The sequence below is a fragment of the Nocardia cyriacigeorgica genome, from assembly GCF_005863245.1.
Lineage (GTDB): Bacteria > Actinomycetota > Actinomycetes > Mycobacteriales > Mycobacteriaceae > Nocardia > Nocardia cyriacigeorgica_C.
This window is the reverse complement of sequence record NZ_VBUT01000006.1, coordinates 173081-193882: the sequence shown is the minus strand read 5'-3', so window position 1 is coordinate 193882 and position 20802 is coordinate 173081. Positions and strand designations below refer to the sequence as shown.

Genomic DNA, 20802 nt, shown 5'->3' with positions numbered 1-20802 from the left:
CATGGGATGTTTCTGGTTGTCTTGCTGGCGTGGAGATCACCGACTGGGCGGTTCTGTTGACCGCGGCGACGGCCGCGGGCTGGGTGGATGCCGTGGTCGGCGGCGGCGGTCTGATCGTGTTGCCGACGCTGCTGCTGGTGGCGCCGGGAATCGCACCGCAGACGGCTCTCGGCACCAACAAGCTCTCCGCGGTGGCGGGCACGACCGCGGCGGTGGTGACCTTCTCCCGGAAGGTGCCGATCCGCTGGCGCGTGCTGCTGCCCGCGGCGCTGATCGCGGCCGTGGCGTCGGCGGCCGGTGCGGCGGCGGTCTCGCTGATCGATCGCGAGCTGTTCATACCGATCGTGCTCGTGGTGCTGGTGGGGGTGGCGATCTTCGTCACCGCGCGGCCGTCGGTCGGGGTCACCCTCGCCACGCATCCGCCGACCCGGCGCAAGTTCATCCTGGTGGTGGCGTTGGCGGCCGGGCTGATCGGCTTCTACGACGGGCTGCTCGGCCCCGGCACCGGCACCTTCCTCATCATCACCTTCGCCACGCTGCTCGGCACCGAATTCGTGCGGGCCGCGGCGATGGCCAAGGTGATCAACTGCGGATCGAATGTGGGCGCGCTGATCTTCTTCGGCGCGACCGGTCACATCCTGTGGGCGCTGGGCGCGGCGATGGCGGTGGGCAATATCGCGGGCGCGGTGGTCGGCTCGCGGATGGCGTTGAGCCGCGGCGCGGAATTCGTCCGGGTGGTGTTGCTGGTGGTGGTGATCGCGATGGTGCTGCGGCTGGGCTGGCAGCAGTTCGGCTGACGGTCAGACCCGGGCGAGCCAGGGCCGCAACACCTCGGAGGTGGTTTCGTGGATCTTGCGCTGCAACCGTTCACCGTCCTCGATGCCGATCTGCGGGCCCTGGAACAGCACCGTCAGCGCACCCGAGACCGCACCGACCACGGCACCGACCAGTGCCGCCGCGCCGACCTCGTCGAATTCGGCCGGGAACGCGGCGTGCAGTTGCCTGGCGATCTCGCGCTGGGCCACCAGCTGCGCGTGCGCAGCCCGACCGCTCACCGCGGGCACGGTGCGCGACACCTGGGCCCGCAGGGCGGCGATGCGGGCGTAGAGATCGTCGATGAGATGTTCGCCGGGATTGTCGCCGGCCGCGCGTAAGGCTCGTAACAGCACCTCCACCGGCCGCTCCCCCGGACGCCGCGAAGCGATCGCGACCACCGCGGCCCGCACCCGGTCGTCGGGTTCGGGGAACAGCAACTCTTCCTTACTGGCGAAATAGTTGAAGAAAGTGCGCGTGCCCACCTCGGCGACGGCGGCGATATCAGCCACGGTCGTCTCTTCGTAGCCTCTGGTCTCGAACAGTTCGACAGCAGCCTCGAGCAGGGCGCGGCGGGTACGTTCTCGTTTGCGATCACGGAGGGCGGAAGGCGGCACGCGGGCACAGTACGACATCCGCACGCGCGGACGTGGTAGGCGCGAGCGCCGCGTCCCGGTTCGATACCACTGTGGACAGCAACTATTCGGCGGCGGCTGTCGGTGGCACCGGCTACCGTGTGCTGGGTGAGCATCCCGACTTCCCACGAGGGCAGCGGATCCGGCCGCGCACGCCACGGCGTCGACGCCGAATTCACCGCGCTGCCATTGGCCGCGCTGGCCGACGCCGCGCTCTCGGCCGCCACCGCCGCCGGTGCCTCGCATGCGGATCTGCGAGTGCATCGGCTGGTCACCCAATCGATCCGGTTGCGCGACGGTCGCGTGGAATCGGTCGCCGATTCCGCCGAACTCGGGCTGGCGGTGCGCGTGATCGTCGACGGCACCTGGGGTTTCGCCTCGCATGCCGCGCTCACCCCCGATTCGGCGGCCGAGGTCGCCCGCCGCGCCGTCACCGTGGCCACCACCTTGCGCACGCTCAACCGGGAACGGGTCGAGCTGGCCGACGAGCCCCGCTACGACGGCGTGGAATGGGTCTCGGCCTACGATCTCGACCCGTTCACCGTGCCGACCACCGACAAAGTGGCGCTGTTGCAGGAGTATTCGCAGCGGCTGTCGGCCGCCGACGGCGTCGACCACGTGACGGCCTCGGTGTTGCAGGTCAAAGAGCAGACCTTCTACGCCGACACCGCAGGCTCCTCGATCACCCAGCAGCGGGTGCGGTTGCATCCACAGCTCGAGGCCATCACCGTTGATGCGGCGGCCGGAGTGTTCGAGACCATGCGCACACTGGCCGCACCGGCGGGCCGCGGCTGGGAGTACGTCACCGGCGCCGACGGAACCTGGGACTGGTCAGGCGAACTCGCCCGGATGCCGGAATGGCTGGCCGAGAAGGTGAAGGCGCCCAGCGTCGTCGCCGGGCCCACCGACCTCGTCATCGATCCGACCAATCTGTGGCTCACCATCCACGAATCCATCGGCCACGCCACCGAATACGACCGCGCCATCGGCTACGAATCCGCCTACGCGGGCACCTCGTTCGCCACACCCGATCTGCTGGGCATGCTGAAGTACGGCAGCCCGATCATGCACGTCACCGGCGACCGCACCGAACCGCACGGCCTGGCCACCGTCGGCTACGACGACGAGGGTGTCGCGGGCCAGCGCTGGGATCTGGTGCGCGGGGGCCTCTTGGTCGGCTACCAGCTCGACCGGGTGTTCGCGCCGCGCCTCGGACTCGACCGCTCCAACGGCTGCTCGTACGCGGATTCGCCGCACCATGTGCCGATCCAGCGCATGGCCAACGTGTCGCTGCAACCGGACCCGCACCGCGACACCACCACCGAGGAGCTGATCGCCCGGGTCGAGGACGGCATCTACATCGTGGGCGACAAATCCTGGTCGATCGACATGCAGCGCTACAACTTCCAGTTCACCGGGCAGCGGTTCTTCCGCATCCGCGACGGCAAGCTGGACGGGCAGCTGCGCGATGTCGCCTACCAGGCCACCACCACCGACTTCTGGGGCGCGATGGAGGCCGTCGGCGGGCCGTCCACCTGGCAGCTCGGCGGCGCGTTCAACTGCGGTAAGGCGCAACCCGGGCAGGTGGCGGCGGTCAGTCACGGATGCCCGTCGATCCTGGTACGCGGCATCAATGTTCTCAACACGCGGACGGAGGCGGGGCAGTGAACGGGACCGGCGCGGCGATTGTGCCCGGTGGGGCGGTGGTCGAACAGGCGCTGGCGCTGTCGAAGGCCGATGAGGCGATGGTCATCGTCACCGACGCGCATGAGGCATCACTGCGCTGGGCGGGTAATTCGATGACCACCAACGGGTCGTCGGTCTCGCGGCAGTGGGCGGTGGTGTCGGTGTTCCGGGAGGGCCCGAACCTCGCGCGCGTCGGCAGCGTCACCGCAACCAGCGTGGACGGCGCCGATATCGAGGCCGTGGTCCGCGCCAGTGAGCAGGCGGCGCGCACGGCCGAACCGGCGCGCGATGCGATGCCGCTGCTGGAGCCGGATGACGCCGCCGAAACACCGGATTGGGCGGGCGAACCCGGCCGCACCGGTATCGAGGTCTTCACCGGGCTGGCCGCCGACCTGGCGCGCGGGTTCGACGGCACCGACACCCTCTACGGTTTCGCCCACCACCAGATGCACACCACCTGGCTCGGGACCTCCACCGGCCTGCGGCGCCGCTATGTGCAGCCCACCGGTTCGGTGGAGATCAACGGCAAACGTGGCACGGGCGCCGATCTGGCCAGCGCCTGGGTGGGCGTGGGCACCAGCGATTTCACGGATGTGGATACCCCGGGGCTACTGGCCGAGCTGTCACGGCGATTGGATTGGTCGGCGCGGCGGGTGGAGCTGCCCGCCGGGCGGTACGAGACGTTGCTGCCGCCGTCGGCGGTGGCGGATCTGATGATCTATCTGGCCTGGACGATGGAGGGACGCGGCGCACACGAGGGCCACACCGCCTTGTCGCGGCCGGGCGGCACCCGCATCGGTGAGCGGCTCACCGACCTTCCGCTCACCCTGTACTCGGATCCGAGCGCCAGTGGTCTCGAATACCGCCCGTTCGTCGCCACACCGGCGTCCTCGGAGGCGCTGTCGGTGTTCGACAACGGACTGTCCGCGCAGCGGGTGAACTGGCTGCGCGAGGGCGTCATCGAATCGCTGGTCTACCCGCGCGCCACCGCCGCCGAATTCGACGCCCCCACCACCGTTCCCGGCGAGAACCTGCTGTTGACCGGTGGCTCCGACGCCACCCTCGAAGACATGATCGCCCGCACCGAACGCGGCCTGCTGCTCACCACGCTCTGGTACATCCGCGAGGTCGACCCGGCCACCCTGCTGCTGACCGGCCTCACCCGCGACGGTGTCTACCTGGTCGAGAACGGCGAGGTCACCGCCGCCGTCAACAACTTCCGCTTCAACGAAAGCCCCCTCGACCTACTCCGCCGCACCACCGAAGCCGGAGCCACCACCCTCACCCTCCCCCGCGAATGGAAAGACTGGTTCACCCGAACCGCCATGCCCCCACTGCGCATCCCCGACTTCCACATGTCCTCGGTCAGCCAGGCCACCTGATGCCCCCGACCTACCTCATCACCGGCGCCGCCGGCTTCATCGGCGCCGGATGACACCCGGATCCCGACACCCAGGTCACACTGTGCTGCCCAATGGGATTGGTTAGGAGCGGGCTGATCCGACCAGCGGAAATCTGGGTCGCTTGGTCGGATCGGATCGGTTCCGGCCGCGCCGTAGTCAGTTCGCGGGGGTGATTTCGATGCCGATGGTGCCGGATTTGCCGCGGCGGAGGTTGCTGCCGAGGAGGACGAGGGGGCCGAGGAGGAAGTATTTCTTGCGGATGAGGCGGCGGACGTTGTCGGTTTCGGTGGGGTCGAGGATGCGGGCGGTGCCGTCGATGGGGGTGCCGTGCGGGGTGCCTTTGGCGTTGCACGGTTGGAGGGTGACCGACTGGTTGCGGCGCAGGCGTTTGACCTTCCAGCTGTCGGTGACGGTCCAGACGAAGATCTTGCCGTTGTCGGCGGCGGCCCACAGCGGGGTGGGTACCGGGGTGCCGTCCTTGCGGAAGGTGGTCAGCAGGACGTAGTCGGCTTTTTCGACAGCTGTGCGCGCATCGCTCATACCGCAACGGTAGGCGACGCACGCGCGGCTCACTCGTCGTCGGCCATGCGGTACTCCCCCGCTTCCAGCCTGGCCAGCACACCGGAGGTCCAGCCGGACAGGTTCTCGAACACCCCGCTCCACAGTTCCAGCAGGTCGGTCGCGTGCGGCGCGGAGTATCGGCCGGGGAAATCCGGGACCATGGCCAGCAGGTCGTCGCGTATCTCGCGGCTGCGCCGGCGTTGTTCGCGGAGCTTGGCGATCACGTGCGCGCGCGGCAACGTGTCCATGAACGCGATCGCCGCACCGAGTTCCTCCATGTCCACGCTGACGAGCGCCTCGTCCATGAGTGCGCGGAACTCGTCCTCGCCGGAGGCGGTGAGTTCGAACATCGTCCGGCCCGGCCCGTGGCTGCTGCCCTCGGTGCCGAGTGCGCGCAATTTGCCTTCCTGGGTCAGCTGTTTGAGCGCGTGGTAGATCGATCCGGGCTTGACGTTGGTCCAGGTGTCGGCCCGCCACGACAGCAGCTCCTGACGCACCGCGTACCCGTGGGTGGGTTGCTGCCTGCGCATCACCCCGAGGACCAATAGCCGCACCGTCGACATCGGACTCCTTCCAGCGGGCCGACCGCCGAGCCGCCGCACCGCATGGTAGTCAAACTTGACCTCGAGCCCGCGGAGACGCCCCCGACAGCGCCCGAATCAGATCCGCGAAATGATCGATGACGAATCGAATACCGGCGATTTCACAGTTCTTCCTATCGCCGAGAATTGATCGTTTACAAAGTAGGCGAATCAAATCGCACAGTATAGACGATTCCTACCGCGAGCGCGACAATTATTGGTATCCGCTGACGTTCGTCGGGGGGACGCCATCGGATATCGGCACCATGAAATGGAACAGCGATGTTTATCAGGAAATTGGTGGCCACGGCGATATTGGCCATCGCCGCCACCGGTATAGCCACTGCCACCGCACAGGGCCAGGCGGGCGTGGCAGCAGGACCCAGTTTCACGTCGGTCAGCGGACCGGTCGCCTATACGACGACCTTGGCCGCCGACCGTTCGAGCGCGACAGTCACCTTGGCTTCGGGCACCTTCGAGATGACTCCCGGCGCGGTCACCGTCAGAGCCGGTGACGGCACGGTCATCGGCGCGATCCCGACGACGCTGCGCATGCAGACGGGTCAGAGTTTCGAGGTGACGCCGGCCGTCGACCGGACCGGCACCGTGCTGACCCTCACCCCGACAGCGGGTCCGGCACCCGGACCAGTGACCACGTCGCCCGAGGCAGTCGCGTTGCAATCGGTCGGTAATGCCGGAACCATCGCCGCAGGCATCGCCATCGGCTGCGTGATCGGCATCTTCATCGGCATCTGGTTCTTCTTCGTCGGCGCGATCATCGGATGCGCGGTGGGTGCCGTGATCGGCGGATTCATCGGCGCGGGAGTCTGACCGATCCGCACCGATCGTCTTCCGCGAGAGGAGGTCCGGGCCGGGCGTACACCGCCCGGCCCTTCGCTTGCCCACCCGGTAATCAAGTTTGACTTCCAGAGCCATCCAGGCCTAGTGTCTCGGTAGTCAAACTTGATTACGGAGGCCCCGAATGGACGACACCGCCGTCCCCGTGCTCCCGACCAGCGACCTCGCCCGGACCCTGGAGTTCTATCGCGCACTCGGCTACACCGTCACCCACGAACAGACCCGCCCCTACGTCTACGGCGCGATCGAGGCGAACGGTTGCGCCCTGCATTTCACCTCCAAGCCCCGGGACGCCGATTTCCCCGAGGAATGGGTCGGCTGCCTGGTGATGGTCGACGATATCGCCGGACGGCACAAAGAATTCACCGCCGCACTGCGCGCCCACTTCGGAAAGGTGCCCGCGAAAGGCCGTCCGCGGATCACCCGATTCCGCCCGGGGCAGTCCCGGTTCACTCTCGTCGACCCGGACGGCAATTCGATCATCTATATCCAATACGACGAACCGCCGAAGAACGAATACGGCGGCTCCAAGGAGCTGTCCGGATTGGCCCGGGTACTCGACAACGCCCGCATCCTGCGCGATTTCAAAACCGATGACAAAGCTGCTGCCCGGGTGCTGGAGGTGGGTATCGCGCGGTACCGAACGACCGCGCCCGCCATCGACCTCGCCCGAGCCTGGGCAGCGCTCGCCGAGATCGCCATCGCGACCGGCGACGAGGAGCGGGCAGCCACCTGTCGCGACGAGATGCGCGCCGTGCCACTCACCGAGGACGAGCGCGCCGCAATCGCGGCCGACGCGAATGCGAGTGAGGCCCTGCGGGAGTGGCTCGACGAACGGCAGTGAGCGAATCAGGCGGCCAGGGTGAGCACCCGCGGCCCGTCCTCGGTGATTGCGATGGTGTGCTCGGAATGCGCGGTGCGTGAACCGTCCGCCGAGCGGATCGTCCAGCCGTCGGGATCGGTGACGATGCGGTCGGTGGTGCGCGCGAACCACGGTTCGATGGCGATGGTCAACCCGGGCCGCAGCGGAAATCCGCGGCCCGCCCGACCGACGTTGGACACGTGCGGGTCTTCGTGCATCGTGCGTCCGAGCCCGTGCCCGCCGAATTCGGTGTTGACGGGGTAGCCGTAGTCGCCGGCGACCGCCGAGATGGCCGCGGAGATGTCACCGATCCGGTTGCCCGGCACCGCGACCTCGATGGCCGCTTCCAGGGCCTCCTCGGTGGCGCGCACCAGGCGTAGGTCCTCGTCGGCGCCGGTGCCGACCACCACTGTGGTCGCCGAGTCGGCCACCCAGCCGTCGATGGACACGGCCAGGTCCATGCTGAGCACATCACCGTCACGCAAGGCGTAGTCGAACGGAAGCCCGTGCAGCACAGCGTCATTCACCGATAGGCACACGGTGTTGCGGAACGGCCCACGCCCGAATGACGGGGCGTAGTCCCAATAGCACGACTGCGCACCGCGCTGCCGAATCCGTTCGCGCACCACCGCCTCGAGTTCGAGCAGATTCACCCCGACGGCCGCGCGGTCGCGCAGCTCGGCCAGGGTCTCGGCGACGAATCGTCCCGTCACCGCCATGCGCTCGATCTCCTCGGGCGACTTCAACTCGACCATCACAACCTCCACATCGACATCATCGGTATTTTAATACCAGATTGCGGTATTTAAATACCAACCGTAGGGTGGTCGCATGGTTCGTCTGCCCTTGACTCCCGCCCAGGTGGAGGCCGGTCGCCGACTCGGTGCCCGGTTGCGGGAAGCCCGCGGTGGCCGGGATCTCGCCGATGTCGCGCGCGCGGCGGGGATCTCCCCGGAAACCTTGCGCAAGATCGAAACCGGCCGCCTGCCCTCGCCCGCGTTCGGCACGGTGGTGGCGCTCAGCCAGGTGCTGGAGTTGCCGCTGGACGAGCTGGCCGCGATCTGGTTGTCCGGCAGCCTCGCCGCCTCGGCCTGAGTTCAGTCCGCGCGTTCACTGATCGCGATGCCCACCGAGGCGTCGGCGCCGCGCATCAGCTTGTGCCCACGGATGGCGAGGGCGCCGAGCAGGCCGTACTTGCGGGCGAGCACGTCGCGGACGTGTTCGGTGCCGTCGGCGTCGAGCAGCGTCGCGGTCGCGGCATGGACCTCACCGCCATCGGTGCGGCCGCTGTTATCGCAGGGCTGCACGGTCACCTGCGGATTTCGGCGCAGTCGCTTGACCTTCCACGACTTGCGGTTGGTCCACACCAGAATCCGGTCGCCGTCGGGTGCTACCCACACCGGCGTTCCCACCGGTGTGCCGTCCTTCTTATACGTTGTGAGCAGCGCATATTTGCTGGTTGCCAGTTCGTTCCAGGTCATACCGGCAACGGTAGGGCGGCGGCTGACAGCACACATCCGCCCAGGGACAGATTCGCGGCTACGTCCGGGGTCGTAGGGACGCGGCCACGACTCCCCTACTCGAGTTCACCTTCGGTTTCCAGGTAGATCTGGCGCAGCCGATCCAATGTCTCCTGCTCCGGCGCATCCCAGAGTTTGCGCTCGGCCGCCTCGAGCAGGCGCTCGGCGATACCGTGCAGCGCCCACGGATTGGACTGCTCCATGAACGTGCGATTGATTTCGTCGAAGACGTAGCTTTCGGCCAACTTCTCATACATCCAGTCCGCGACCACATCGGTGGTGGCGTCGTAGCCGAACAGGTAGTCCACGGTCGCCGCCATCTCGAACGCGCCCTTGTACCCGTGCCTGCGCATGGCCTCGAGCCAGCGCGGATTCACCACACGCGCCCGGAACACCCGGGAGGTCTCCTCGGACAGGGTGCGGGTGCGCACCGCGTCGGGGCGGGTGCTGTCGCCGATGTAGGCCTCGGGGTTCTTGCCGGTCAGCGCGCGGACGGTGGCGACCATGCCGCCGTGGAACTGGAAGTAGTCGTCGGAGTCGGCGATATCGTGCTCGCGGGTGTCGGTGTTCTTGGCCGCCACGGTGATACGCCGGTAGGCGGTGCGCATATCGTCGGCGGCGGGGGCGCCGTCGAGGTCGCGGCCGTAGGCGTAGCCACCCCAGGTGGTGTACACCTGGGCGAGGTCGTCGTCGGTGCGCCAGCTCTTGGAGTCGATCAGTTGCAGCAGGCCCGCCCCGTAGGTGCCGGGCTTGGAGCCGAAGATGCGGGTGGTGGCGCGGCGTTCGTCGCCGTGGTCGGCGAGGTCGGCCTGCGCGTGTGCGCGAACGTAGTTCGATTCGGCCGGTTCGTCGAGGGCGGCGACCAGGCGGACGGCGTCGTCGAGCAGGGCCAGCACGTGCGGGAACGCGTCGCGGAAGAAGCCGGAGATGCGGACGGTGACGTCGATACGCGGACGGCCGAGCTCCTCGAGGGAGATCACTTCCAGCGTGGTGACGCGGCGGCTGGCCTCGTCCCACACCGGCCGCACACCGAGCAGCGCGAGGACCTCGGCGATGTCATCACCGGAGGTCCGCATCGCGGAGGTGCCCCACACCGACAGACCCACCGAGCGCGGGTACTCGCCGTGATCGGCCAGATACCGCTCGAGCAGCGAATCGGCCATCGCCTGACCGGTCTCCCACGCCAGACGCGACGGCACGGCCTTCGGGTCGACGGAGTAGAAATTGCGGCCGGTGGGCAGCACGTTGATCAGCCCGCGCAACGGGGAACCGCTCGGTCCCGCCGGGATGAAACCGCCGTTGAGAGCGTGCAGGACACGGGCGATCTCGATACCGGTCTCACGCAGGCGTGGCACCACCTCGGTCGCGGCGAACCGCAGCACGGCATTCACCGCCGCCACGCGCTCGCCGACGGCGATGCCACCCGTCTGCGAGCCGGCGACCTGCCCGGCCGGGGTGCCGGTGCCCGCCGCATGCACATCCGGCTCGCCCGCCGCGTCGGCGACACCGACGCCCGGAGTATTGTTCGCAGTACCGGCGCCCGTACCCAAGGCAGCGCTGCCGGTCGTCCGCTCGGTCGAATCCCCGGAGACAATCGCGGTCGCGAAATCGTTGACCAACGAGTCGACCACGTCCACCGACCAGTTCTCGGCCTGCAACGCGGCGAGCAGTTCACGCGCACGAGCCTCCACCACGTCGACCCGCACCCGGGCCTCGTCTCCGGCTTCGCTGAGCCCCAGCGCTTCTCGCAGACCGGGCACGTTCTGCTCACCGCCCCACAGCTGACGGGCGCGCAGCATGGCCAACACCAGGTCCAGCTCCATCTCGCCCTCGGGCGCCTGGCCGAGCACGTGCAGGCCGTCGCGGATCTGCACGTCCTTGATCTCGCACAGCCAGCCGTCGACGTGCAGCAGCATGTCGTCGAAGGAGTCCTCGTCGGGGCGTTCGGACAGGCCGAGGTCGTGGTCCATTTTCGCCGCGCGCATCAGCGTCCAGATCTGCTGGCGGATGGCGGGCAGCTTGGCCGGGTCGAGGGCGGAGATATTGGCGTGTTCGTCGAGCAGCTGTTCCAATCGCGAGATGTCGCCGTAGCTTTCGGCGCGCGCCATCGGCGGGATCAGGTGATCGACCAGGGTGGCGTGCGCGCGGCGCTTGGCCTGGGTGCCTTCACCGGGGTCGTTGACCAGGAACGGGTAGATCAGCGGCAGATCGCCGAGGGCGGCGTCGGTGCCGCAGGAGGCGGACATGCCGAGCGTCTTGCCCGGCAGCCATTCAAGGTTGCCGTGCTTGCCCAGATGCACCATGGCGTCGGCGCCGAATCCGCCCGCCGACTCCGGTGCCGACAGCCAGCGGTAGGCGGCCAGGTAGTGGTGGCTGGGCGGCAGGTCGGGGTCGTGGTAGATGGCGACGGGGTTCTCGCCGAAGCCGCGCGGCGGCTGCACCATCAGCACGATATTCCCGAAACGCAGTGCCGCGATGACGATTTCGCCTGCCAGGTCGCCGGAGCGGTCCACATACAGTTCGCCCGGCGGCGGTCCCCACGCCTCGATCACGGCCTCGCGCAGGTCCTCCGGCAGGCTCTCGAACCACGCGGTGTAGGTGGCGGCGCCGATGCGGATCGGGTTGCCCTCCAGCTGTTCGGCGGTGAGCCAGTCCGGGTCCTGCCCGCCGGCGGCGATGAGGGCGTGAATCAAGGCGTCGCCGTCGCGGTCGGTGAGACCGGGAACCTCGCTCGGATCGCCCAGATCGTAACCGGCCGTGCGCAATTCGGTGAGCAACCGGATCGCGCTGGCGGGGGTGTCGAGGCCGACGGCGTTGCCGATGCGGGCATGTTTGGTCGGGTACGCCGAGAGCATGATCGCGAGTCGCTTCTGCTCGGCGGGGATATGGCGCAGCCGGGCGTGGCGCACCGCGATACCGGCGACTCGTGCGGCGCGCTCGGGATCCGGGACGTAGGTCGACAGACCGTCGGCGTCGAATTCCTTGAACGAGAACGGCACGGTGATGATGCGGCCGTCGAACTCGGGCACCGCCACCTGCGTGGCCACATCCAGCGGCGACAGACCGTCGTCGTTGGCTTCCCACTGCTCGCGACCGGTGGTCAGGCACAGGCCCTGCAGGATCGGCACATCGAGTTCGGCGAGCGCGCCGACATCCCAGGCTTCGTCGTCGCCGCCGGCGGACGCGGTCGCGGGCTTGGTACCGCCCGCGGCGAGCACGGTCACGACCAAGGCGTCCGCGGTACGCAAGGTGTTCAGCAATTCCGGTTCGGCGGTCCGCAGCGAGGCGCAGTACAACGGCAGCGGGCGGGCACCGGCCTGTTCGATCGCGGTGCACAGGGCGTCGATGTAGGCGGTGTTGCCGGCCAGATGCTGGGCGCGGTAGTAGACGACCGCGACGGTGGGGCCGTCGATGTCAGCGGCGTCGCGCTCGAGCTCACCCCAGCTGGGCAGCTGCACCGGCGGCTCGAAGCCGTGCCCGGTGAGCAACACGGTGTCGGAGAGGAAGTTGTGCAGCTGACGCAGATTCTCGGCACCACCTGCGGCGAGGTAGTTGTGCGCGTCGGCAGCGACACCGGCTGGCACGGTCGAGCATTCCATCAGCTCGGCGTCGGGTGCGAGTTCACCGCCGAGGGCGACCATCGGTACGCCGCTGGCCCGGACCGCGTCGAGTCCTTCTTCCCAGGCCCGCTTGCCGCCGAGGATGCGCACGATGACCAGGTCGGCGCCGTCGAGCAGGCCAGGGAGGTCCTCGATCAGCAGCCGCGCCGGGTTGCCCCACCGGTAGTCGGCGCCGCTGGCGCGCGCGCTCAGCAGATCGGTGTCGGAGGTGGACAGCAGCAGGATCACGGGTGAGACCTTCCTCGGGTGACGCGCCCAGCGGGTGTGCGCTCGCCGGAGAGGGTCTGGCTGTTCACAGTGGCGCGACCGCACCGGAATTTCACCGGTTTCCTCATCGCCCGCCGAGCCCCCGGATGCTACCGCGCGGGAATCGGGCCGCCCGCATCGCCCGGAGCTGGGCCGCCAACGCGTGCCGCCCTGGTGCCGGCGGCCGCTCTACGGGCTCGGCCTACCGACGACTATTGGCCCGGTGCAGTGCCATCGGCGCAGTACCCGCTTCCCTGGGACGTCATCGGGCGGGTGGGTTCGCTCCGGTCTCGCCGCCCGTCACTCGGCGACGCGCACCAGCAGCTTGCCCACGTTCTTGCCGACCAGCAGGCCTTGGAATGCGGCCACCGCCTGATCGAGGCCGTCCACGATGTCCTCGAGGTAGGCCAGCCGGCCATCGGCGACCCATCTCGTGGCCTGGTCGAGGAAGTCGTCCATCTGCGTCGGGGCGAATTCGGTCTGGATGAAGCCGCGCACGGTGAGGCTCTTGCGCAGGATCAGACCCATGAGCAGGCCGAGCCGGTCGGGGCCCGGCGGCAGTTCGGTCGCGTTGTAGGCGGCGGCGAGGCCGCAGACGGGGATGCGGGCGAAGCTGTTGAGGCGCGGCAGAACCGCGTCCAGGACGGCGCCGCCGACGTTCTCGAAATAGACGTCGATGCCGTCCGGGGTGGCGGTGGCCAGCTGCTCGGCGAAGTCGTCGGCGCGATGGTCGATGGCGGCGTCGAAGCCGAACTTCTCGGTCAGCAACCGCACCTTCTCCGGGCCGCCCGCGATGCCGACGGTGCGGGTGCCTTCGAGTTTCGCGATCTGCCCGACCGCCGAGCCCACCGGTCCCGTCGCAGCGGCCACGACCAGCGTCTCCCCCGCTTTGGGCTTGCCGATATTGCGCAACCCCGCGTAAGCGGTGAATCCCGGCATCCCGAGCACACCGAGGGCGGTGGTCACGGGCGCCTTCGCCGGATCGAGTTTGCGCAGGTAGGCGGCCGATTCCAGCGAATGCGTCTGCCAGCCGCCATACCCGAGCACGATATCGCCCGGCCGCACCGCGCTATCGCGCGATTCCAGCACCCTGGACACGGTGGCGCCCACCATCGTCGCCCCGATCGCCACCGGCGGCGCATACGACGGCGCGTCACTCATCCGCCCGCGCATATATGGATCCAGCGACAGATACAGCGTTTGCAGCAGCGCCTGCCCATCGCCGGGCTCGGGCAGTTCGACGGTTTCGGTGCGAAAGTTCTCCGGCTGCGGCGCACCGACCGGACGGGACGCCAGCACGATGCGAGTGGACTCGACAGACACGGTTCCTCCTGTGGGTCGGCTGTGTTCGATCATGCGCCTCGCGGCTCGGGCCGGAAACGGCGGCCCATCTGGACGCGCCCTGTGCCTGCCTCGGGACCTCGAATCGTTCGACGGGTAGCTGGCCGACCAGGGGCGAATGACCTAGTTCGTCGAGCTGCGGCCCGGACTTCGTGTTCAGCACCAGCAGCGCGCCCGAGCGGCACAGGCCGCCACATCAATCGAGGTACAACCTCTCGTTCGGCAGCCGAGGCAGATCGGCCACGTCGCCTGGAATGACCATCGCCGCATCGGCGTGGTAGCGGAGGCACCATTCATCGATGAACTGGGCAGCGGCAGTACGACACGCAACGAACTCCAGACGGACATCGTGGAACTGCACCGAAACGCGGACATCATCTTCATCCGGCTTCGGCGATTCAGCCCTCACCGGTGCACCGACCTCACCGCGTCTACCACCGCCATCCCGGACGGAGGCACGCCATCGTGGGGTGGTTTCACCCATACGCGAAACCCTGGACCACGCTCCCCTGGCGACGGGAGGACGATCTCGGCTCCTAACGGCGACACGGAAACGTCGAGGCGAAACAACTCCATGAACAATTTCGTATCGTCAGGCACGTCCCGCTGCACCAAGAACGACCACCGTCGCGACCGTGGATGCGCCACAACCGGACCCGCTATCGGCGACCGAACCAGCACCATTCCCCCGTAGTGGGCGGGCATCGTCACTGCCCCAATGGCGCACGCCCGCATCACAATCCGCCCGCTACGCGGCTCCACAGACGCTGGAAGTCCGCAAACCCGCCGGTAGTACTCACACCAGCTCACCGGCGTGTCTCCCAGTTCCGACAACACACTTCCGTCCATACGCATAGCCCCTCGCTCGACGTCAAGAAGGGGCACCCGCCCGGGGAGCTTCCGCCACCGACAGCTCATAGCCGACCGGTGTGCCCGTCGAGCTCCAGGGCATCAACCCGGCCACGGGTGCCGCACAAAGAGATTCGTCGGCGTATCTGCAGCGAAGTGCCAATGGCTTTGGCACCCTGGGTATGCGAACGCCAATGAAATGAGGGCATGATGACCCGAACCTCTGGTATCGGTCGGCGTGTTGCCGAAGAACGCCACCTCGCCGGCTGGACACAAGCCCGACTCGCGCAAGAAGCCCACGTATCGGTGAGCCTGGTCCGAGCCGTCGAGCAGGAACGTGCTCCGGCATCACCCGCTTTCGTCAGCGCGGTTGCGCGCGCGCTCAAAGTCGGCGTCGCAGACTTGCTCGACCAGCCGTATCCCCGTGCGACCCGAGACGAACACAATGTGCACGCCGGGGTGCCCGAAATTCGACGCGAGCTGGCCGCGTACGGGATCGAGCCGGAGGAGTCAGCACCGCGGGAATTCACTGAGCTTGCGGCCGAAGTCGACACGGTGTCGAAGCTGCGGCACTCGGTCCAGCTCGGCGAACTCGGCGCAAAGCTTCCGCCATTGCTGGCAGATCTCCGACGTGCCTGGCACTCCGCTGATGGGCTGAAACGCGAGAGAGTATTCGGGCTGCTGGCCGAGGCTTATGCGGCGACAAGCCAACTGGTGTACAAGCTCGGCTACATCGATTTGGCGTCCCTGGCTGTCGAACGATACGAGTGGGCGGCGGCCCGATCCGGTGATGAGCTCGCCGTCCTGGTCGGCGACTATCAGCGGGCGGGTGAGCTCATCGGCGCTGCCGACTGGAATTCGGCACTGCGTTTCCTGGAGAAGAGCCGGGGCCGGATCGACGCAGAACTCCGACGCGAGGACCCGCCAGTCCTTGCCATGTGGGGCAATCTACATTTGAAATCAGCCCTTGCGGCTGCTAGATCAGGCCAACGTGCCCTCGCCGACGCACACCTGGCTGAGGCGACTGAGACGGCGCGCAGAATCGGACGCGACCGTGACGACTACCGGCTGTGTTTCGGACCGACCAATGTGGCGATCTGGTCGGTAGGGCTCGCCGTGGAAATGATGGACGGGACCGAAGCAGTACGACGAGCAGAAGCAGTCCGGATTCCTGCGACTGCTCCACGAGAGCGCGCCGGCCACCATTACATCGACCTCGCGCGCGGACATCTCCTCCACGGGAATCGCGCGGCAGCACTCAACGCCCTCCACACCGCCAAGAAGATCGCACCTACCCAAACTCGCTACCACCCGATGGTCCACGAAACTGTGCGGATCCTCGCACGGCAAGAAGCACGTTCTTCGGAAGGTGTGCGGGGATTCGCCGCATGGTGCGGCATCAGCAATGTATGAAGAGTCGGCCGGTCACTCAGCCTGCGACCGGCGCATCCAGTAATCAGCACGAGGTACTGCTATGGATTCCAGCGCGTTCGACCCAATCACCCTATGCTGCAATGTCAGTCGACGAGCCAGGACTTCCGGTGATAGTACGGATCGTAATCATCATCGAGATAAGGATCGTCGACAGGCGTAAGGTACGTTTCCCTCTGACGGCGCACTGGTGGCGGGAAACCTGCGTCCCCACCTGCCGGTGTGGTGGACTCATTCACATGCGCGCTCGGCACCGCCGGTCGTACATCGACCGGCGGTTGGGCCATCGCATCCTGCGTCGCCTCGATAACATTCGCTATCCGCGGATCCGCACAGAAGGCGTCCACTGCATCTGCGACTTCGGCCCTCGCCTTGGTCAAGGCCTGAGCGGCCAGCCGGTTGAGCTCGGCAGAGATCGTGGCACCACCGTAAGCAAGCGCGCGGTCGTCGATCTTGACCGTGAGCTGGCCGTCGGCGCACATTTCCACCACCAGGAACCCATCGGACGACTGTGCCCGTGATCGAGCCGTCGTCAGCGACTGCACCAATCGCTGAGTGTTCTGTGACATCGGGTCGAGATCAGCAGAGGTCATCGCCACAACTCCTTGCTCCGGATCCCCTGGGTCTGCATCAGCAGACGTACCGGCGCGCTGGTACGCATGTGCTCGAAAGCATGCATTGCCTTGCCACAGCGCACATTGCGCCATTCCAGCGCCAACGGTAGCATGCCCGGGCGTGGCCGACCCGTTAACTGAGACCGTCAAGATCGATGGCGCTGATGCCGCTGTCCTGGCGCGCGATGTGCGGTCTCGAGCCGGGGACATACGTAACATCAAATCGGGTGAGGCTTCCGCTGGAATCGCATCGGGATTTCCCGGATTCGAAATCGGTGTAGCCTGCACCACAGCATGCGATTCCGCGACCAAGACGCTCCAGCAATTGGCGACAACACTCGAGTCGATCAGCGATAATACGATATCTGTTGCCGCCAAGTTTCTTCACATCGACGAAGTAAGGGCACGGGAATTCGATCGGCTGGGCGGCACTCCGTAGTGGCCGAGGATGGGGGAATATAGATGGCACCGGCCACTAGAACGCAAGCGGAGAGTTGCAATCCAGACGCCCTGAGTGCGCTGATTTCTGAATGGACGTCCGCCCGCGACACCCTGCAACTCGGGCTCGACAAAACCTCTAATTCCTACCAGAGTTCGTCCGCATTCTGGGAGGGAAAGACCGCGGACCGAGCCCGAGACACTGTAAATCAGGTCGTATCCGCCGGGAGGCGCGTGGTTACTGATCTGACGAACGCAGTTACCGCCCTTCAACAGGATCAAAACGCCATCTGGGCCGCGAAGAACAAGAGTATCCAGGCGATTTCCACGGCAACAACCGCTAAGTACGAGGTCGGGGACGACGGCTCGGTCAGGCCGAGCAAAGACGCGGAGAGCGCTGCGATTTCCTCGATCGAGGACCCGGGCAAACAGACCGCGGCCATCAGCGCCCTCTGGAAGCACGGGCGTGACACTCTGGAGCCTCCGATCAAGTCAGCGTTGGCCGAGCTCGGAACTGCCGTCGAGACTGCGACAGGACACATCCGAAAGGCGTTCGAAAACAGCCCAGACGTAGCTGCCATCGCCGCTGAGGCACCCGGAAAACTTGATCCGTCAAAGCAACTGACCGCCGAGCAGGGAATCGCAGACGGGGAGACTATCGCCGACGGCAAACTGTCCGAGGATGAGAAGCAGCGAATCCTCGAGAATCTCCGGAAAACCAACCTCACCCCTGAGCAGCTGGAAGCAATCCGGAACGGGCAGGAGGTGACCGTCCCCGCGTCGACCATGGCGTATCTGGAAAACCTGTACGGTAAAGCAGGTTTCAACGGGCTGACCGAACTATCGAATACACTGAAATCGGACAGCTCACCGGACAGCCAGGCACTACGTCGCGAACTCGCAACCGGCATGCTCACGCTATCCAACGAGCAAGTCACGAGCCGCAATCCGGATGGGTCCGTCAACAGTCGCGGTGGATTCACCAAGCTCGACCCGAAGGTCCAGTTCATGACCGGTACCCGATTCGCGGGACCGGATGCGAACACCGAGGACTACCCGGATGGCTACCGGGACAACTTCAACGACTCACCGGAAGTTGCGCACGGCAAGTACTTCCAAGATATGACCAGCTTCTCCGACTTTCTGGGAGCCGCGAATCCCGATTACCAGCCTGGCGATCGTTTCGGCGTCGAACTGGGCCGACAGGCCGCCCATCAAGCGTGGATCGACGACCACGGAACCGGAATATACGGCGACACCGGCCGAAAAGGCGCCGAATTGCCGTGGGTGCAACAATCAGGATCTGCCGCGACACAGTTCCTGGACGTTTCCTCACGCAATCAAGAAGCATCGCACGCACTACTCACCGGGATCGGTTCGGACGAACTGTTCGGCAAGGGAACGCCAGGGCAATCCTGGCATCCGTACAGCGCAAGTGACACGGTCGGCGCGCTCATGACGCATGAGTGGAACGATGACGGCAGAGCCTTGAGTTCAATGGTCTCCTGGGCGGGCGATCAGGCATACGATCCAGATCCCGCCAAAGCGGAAAGAGCTGGACAAGCCGCCCACTCGCTGGCGGACATCATGTCGACCACGAAGTCGAATGATGGGACGAACATCTACCAGTCACTGCTCGACATGCCCGGGCAGGACCGAAAGTCGTTCGGGGAAGTGAACCCTCTGGCCGCTCAAGGAATCGCCGCGACTCTTGCGCCCTACACAGCCGACATGGTCGGTGCCCCCGCTTCTCTGACGGGTACCCGCGGCTTCACCTCCGATCTGGGGCCGGCCGATGTCACTCGGGTGTTCAGTGCACTCGACGGCGATCCGACCGCGAGTGCAACCATAAATGGCGCCGCACTGGCGCGGGCCGAACAGATCGACCGGTACTTCGCGAACGCGGCAGTACTCCCTAGTGACAGCGAACCATTAGAACTCGGAACCTATTCGGGAAGGCTCCGCGGCACAGTCGACGCGGGATTGAATGCTTACGTAGCGGACCTCAACCTCAATGAGACGGACCGAACCAAGGAGATCTCGGATCAGCGCTCCGCTGCCTACGGCGTGGTGCAGAACCTGATCGGCTTGTCTGGCGCCGCCGGGCCGGTGGGCGCCGTTGGAGGCCCGATGGCGCAGGCCCTGATCGAGATTCCCAAGAATCCATTGACGAGCGTCGATCCAGAGTACGGGGGACGCCTTCCCGGGTCTTCAGTAGATGGAACCGAGTACGACCTCAACCGTTCAGGGACAGTCGGCGACCGCCGCTACAACTTGTTCAGCCAACTGATCGCGACAGGACAGATCAACCCATACGCGCTTTCCGATGAGCTGCAACAAACTGTGTTCAGTACATCGGACGATGGATCGCGTCACCTCAAACCGTACATTGCCGCTACCCCGGACGACGCATCGGCAGATGTACTCGAGCGATACCTGCCCGATATCCTCGACAGCTACGGAATCAGTCGGGAAGACCAGACCGACTACCTCAATAACGGTGACAAGGGGCGAGATTCGTTTACCCCGGTCATCTCTAACGGAACCATCGATGCCCAGCATGAACTCAAACGGCTCTTCACGGATGAACTCGAGCAGCAGGGGTACAACACGTGGCCCCGCTGAGTCACCGATCTTTTGGATCAGCATGGACGAGGCCGCCTGATCGATTTCTACGATCTGTCGTCGCGGTCTTCCTGGCCATGGTCATCACAGCATGCGGTGACGATCCTTCTGCTGAAAGATCACTGTCGGAAGCTCGGCCATTCGTGCCCCCGGCTTCGTTGAGCGAATCAACTGCGGTATGGTCCGCAGAACCAGGCAGGGAGCTGACCGACATGGCCGTGACGCTGGCCCGAGGGGCTGCGGAAGCGGACTTCATCGCCCAGATGTATGGCGCAGAACACTCCTACCCGGGATTTGAACGAGCACTGACGTCGCCAACGTCATCAAGATTAGGCGCCAAAATCGCCGGCAATTGGCTGGTCGGCACTTTCCATTGGCGGTTGATGTCGGTATCACAGGATTCGGAAAGCGTTCGCGCTCAAACATGTCTCCAGATTCGTGGCGCCGCCAGCAGAAAAGGTCCAGGACAATACGTGACCTGGCCTCTCGGAACTATCGAGAGTTCGACAATCGAACTATCCAGAGTCGGTGCCGCCGCGCGAGATTCGACGACGCCTTCAAGCGCGACTTCGTCGCCAACGTCCTCACGGTCCGAGGTTCCGCACTGGGAGGGGCCATCGACCGATGTCTTCGATGGCTGGCATGTGGCTGTGCGCCCGGGAAGCCCCGCGGATCTAGAGGCATGTCAAGAGTGGGGATACGAGCTGTTCCCCCTCCCG

The 20802-nt window shown here is 66.2% G+C and carries 18 protein-coding genes; 9 read left to right on the top strand and 9 right to left on the bottom strand.

The features are described from left to right. Nucleotides 1-29: 29 nt before the first annotated feature. Nucleotides 30-797, top strand: a complete 768-nt coding sequence (locus FEK34_RS16910; RefSeq protein WP_138448769.1) for a TSUP family transporter — start codon at nucleotides 30-32, stop codon at nucleotides 795-797. 3 nt (nucleotides 798-800) lie between these two features. On the opposite strand, the gene FEK34_RS16905 is transcribed toward FEK34_RS16910, so the two are convergent. After that, nucleotides 801-1430, bottom strand: a complete 630-nt coding sequence (locus tag FEK34_RS16905) for a TetR/AcrR family transcriptional regulator (RefSeq protein WP_231855939.1) — start codon at nucleotides 1428-1430, stop codon at nucleotides 801-803. Between the two features lie 126 nt (nucleotides 1431-1556). Here FEK34_RS16905 and FEK34_RS16900 point away from each other — a divergent pair, with 126 nt between their 5' ends. Next, nucleotides 1557-3116 (top strand): TldD/PmbA family protein, encoded by a 1560-nt coding sequence (locus FEK34_RS16900; RefSeq protein WP_432760956.1) that lies wholly within the window; start codon nucleotides 1557-1559, stop codon nucleotides 3114-3116. A 17-nt stretch (nucleotides 3117-3133) separates the two neighbouring features. Then, nucleotides 3134-4516 (top strand): metallopeptidase TldD-related protein, encoded by a 1383-nt coding sequence (locus FEK34_RS16895; protein ID WP_432760962.1) that lies wholly within the window; start codon nucleotides 3134-3136, stop codon nucleotides 4514-4516. Nucleotides 4517-4693: 177 nt separating this feature from the next. Here FEK34_RS16895 and FEK34_RS16890 read toward each other — a convergent pair whose 3' ends face one another. Together FEK34_RS16890 and FEK34_RS16885 are read right to left on the bottom strand one after the other, a co-directional pair. Continuing rightward, nucleotides 4694-5077, bottom strand: coding sequence for a PPOX class F420-dependent oxidoreductase (locus FEK34_RS16890; RefSeq protein WP_138448768.1), 384 nt, complete (start codon nucleotides 5075-5077; stop codon nucleotides 4694-4696). A 29-nt stretch (nucleotides 5078-5106) separates the two neighbouring features. Beyond that, nucleotides 5107-5661, bottom strand: coding sequence for a PadR family transcriptional regulator (locus FEK34_RS16885; RefSeq protein WP_138448767.1), 555 nt, complete (start codon nucleotides 5659-5661; stop codon nucleotides 5107-5109). 300 nt (nucleotides 5662-5961) lie between these two features. Here FEK34_RS16885 and FEK34_RS16880 point away from each other — a divergent pair, with 300 nt between their 5' ends. Both FEK34_RS16880 and FEK34_RS16875 read left to right on the top strand, forming a co-directional pair. Next, nucleotides 5962-6510: a hypothetical protein gene (locus FEK34_RS16880; RefSeq protein WP_138448766.1), complete on the top strand. Its 549-nt coding sequence runs from the start codon at nucleotides 5962-5964 to the stop codon at nucleotides 6508-6510. A gap of 151 nt (nucleotides 6511-6661) precedes the next feature. Continuing rightward, entirely contained in the window at nucleotides 6662-7381 is a 720-nt protein-coding gene (locus FEK34_RS16875; RefSeq protein WP_138448765.1) for a glyoxalase, read from the top strand. A gap of 5 nt (nucleotides 7382-7386) precedes the next feature. On the opposite strand, the gene map is transcribed toward FEK34_RS16875, so the two are convergent. After that, the gene (map, locus tag FEK34_RS16870; protein WP_138448764.1) at nucleotides 7387-8154 is read right to left on the bottom strand and encodes a type I methionyl aminopeptidase; all 768 of its coding nucleotides are present in this window, start codon (nucleotides 8152-8154) and stop codon (nucleotides 7387-7389) included. Between the two features lie 76 nt (nucleotides 8155-8230). Here map and FEK34_RS16865 point away from each other — a divergent pair, with 76 nt between their 5' ends. Next, a complete protein-coding gene (locus FEK34_RS16865) occupies nucleotides 8231-8494 on the top strand; it encodes a helix-turn-helix transcriptional regulator (protein WP_138448763.1) in 264 nt (87 codons plus the stop codon). 2 nt (nucleotides 8495-8496) lie between these two features. On the opposite strand, the gene FEK34_RS16860 is transcribed toward FEK34_RS16865, so the two are convergent. The 4 genes from FEK34_RS16860 to FEK34_RS16845 form a co-directional block, all read right to left on the bottom strand. Next, nucleotides 8497-8880: a PPOX class F420-dependent oxidoreductase gene (locus FEK34_RS16860; RefSeq protein ID WP_138448762.1), complete on the bottom strand. Its 384-nt coding sequence runs from the start codon at nucleotides 8878-8880 to the stop codon at nucleotides 8497-8499. Between the two features lie 95 nt (nucleotides 8881-8975). Next, on the bottom strand, nucleotides 8976-12767 hold the full coding sequence (gene cobN / locus FEK34_RS16855) for a cobaltochelatase subunit CobN (protein ID WP_138448761.1): 3792 nt from the start codon (nucleotides 12765-12767) through the stop codon (nucleotides 8976-8978). A 318-nt stretch (nucleotides 12768-13085) separates the two neighbouring features. Further along, nucleotides 13086-14141, bottom strand: a complete 1056-nt coding sequence (locus FEK34_RS16850) for an NADP-dependent oxidoreductase (protein WP_138448760.1) — start codon at nucleotides 14139-14141, stop codon at nucleotides 13086-13088. A gap of 181 nt (nucleotides 14142-14322) precedes the next feature. Then, nucleotides 14323-14610, bottom strand: a complete 288-nt coding sequence (locus tag FEK34_RS16845; RefSeq protein ID WP_171048255.1) for a hypothetical protein — start codon at nucleotides 14608-14610, stop codon at nucleotides 14323-14325. Nucleotides 14611-15182: 572 nt separating this feature from the next. Between FEK34_RS16845 and FEK34_RS16835 the strand changes: the two genes are divergently transcribed. Continuing rightward, nucleotides 15183-16388, top strand: a complete 1206-nt coding sequence (locus FEK34_RS16835; RefSeq protein ID WP_138448757.1) for a helix-turn-helix domain-containing protein — start codon at nucleotides 15183-15185, stop codon at nucleotides 16386-16388. Nucleotides 16389-16492: 104 nt separating this feature from the next. Here the strand turns inward: FEK34_RS16835 and FEK34_RS16830 are convergent, their stop codons facing one another. Next, nucleotides 16493-16999 (bottom strand): hypothetical protein, encoded by a 507-nt coding sequence (locus tag FEK34_RS16830; RefSeq protein ID WP_138448756.1) that lies wholly within the window; start codon nucleotides 16997-16999, stop codon nucleotides 16493-16495. A 142-nt stretch (nucleotides 17000-17141) separates the two neighbouring features. On the opposite strand from FEK34_RS16830, the gene FEK34_RS16825 reads away from it, so the two are divergent. Both FEK34_RS16825 and FEK34_RS16820 read left to right on the top strand, forming a co-directional pair. Then, complete coding sequence (locus FEK34_RS16825; protein WP_138448755.1) at nucleotides 17142-17459, top strand: hypothetical protein; 318 nt, start codon at nucleotides 17142-17144, stop codon at nucleotides 17457-17459. Nucleotides 17460-17692: 233 nt separating this feature from the next. Continuing rightward, a complete protein-coding gene (locus FEK34_RS16820; RefSeq protein ID WP_138448754.1) occupies nucleotides 17693-20083 on the top strand; it encodes a hypothetical protein in 2391 nt (796 codons plus the stop codon). Nucleotides 20084-20802 lie beyond the last annotated feature (719 nt).

Bases quoted from the DNA above. Each gene is read 5' to 3' on its own strand.
- map (WP_138448764.1), bottom strand. From the start codon at position 8,154: ATGGTCGAGTTGAAGTCGCCCGAGGAGATCGAGCGCATGGCGGTGACG.
- FEK34_RS16850 (WP_138448760.1), bottom strand. From the start codon at position 14,141: ATGATCGAACACAGCCGACCCACAGGAGGAACCGTGTCTGTCGAGTCC.
- FEK34_RS16835 (WP_138448757.1), top strand. From the start codon at position 15,183: ATGATGACCCGAACCTCTGGTATCGGTCGGCGTGTTGCCGAAGAACGC.
- FEK34_RS16830 (WP_138448756.1), bottom strand. From the start codon at position 16,999: ATGACCTCTGCTGATCTCGACCCGATGTCACAGAACACTCAGCGATTG.
- FEK34_RS16860 (WP_138448762.1), bottom strand. From the start codon at position 8,880: ATGACCTGGAACGAACTGGCAACCAGCAAATATGCGCTGCTCACAACG.
- FEK34_RS16865 (WP_138448763.1), top strand. From the start codon at position 8,231: ATGGTTCGTCTGCCCTTGACTCCCGCCCAGGTGGAGGCCGGTCGCCGA.
- FEK34_RS16875 (WP_138448765.1), top strand. From the start codon at position 6,662: ATGGACGACACCGCCGTCCCCGTGCTCCCGACCAGCGACCTCGCCCGG.
- FEK34_RS16845 (WP_171048255.1), bottom strand. From the start codon at position 14,610: ATGGGTGAAACCACCCCACGATGGCGTGCCTCCGTCCGGGATGGCGGT.
- FEK34_RS16880 (WP_138448766.1), top strand. From the start codon at position 5,962: ATGTTTATCAGGAAATTGGTGGCCACGGCGATATTGGCCATCGCCGCC.
- FEK34_RS16885 (WP_138448767.1), bottom strand. From the start codon at position 5,661: ATGTCGACGGTGCGGCTATTGGTCCTCGGGGTGATGCGCAGGCAGCAA.
- FEK34_RS16890 (WP_138448768.1), bottom strand. From the start codon at position 5,077: ATGAGCGATGCGCGCACAGCTGTCGAAAAAGCCGACTACGTCCTGCTG.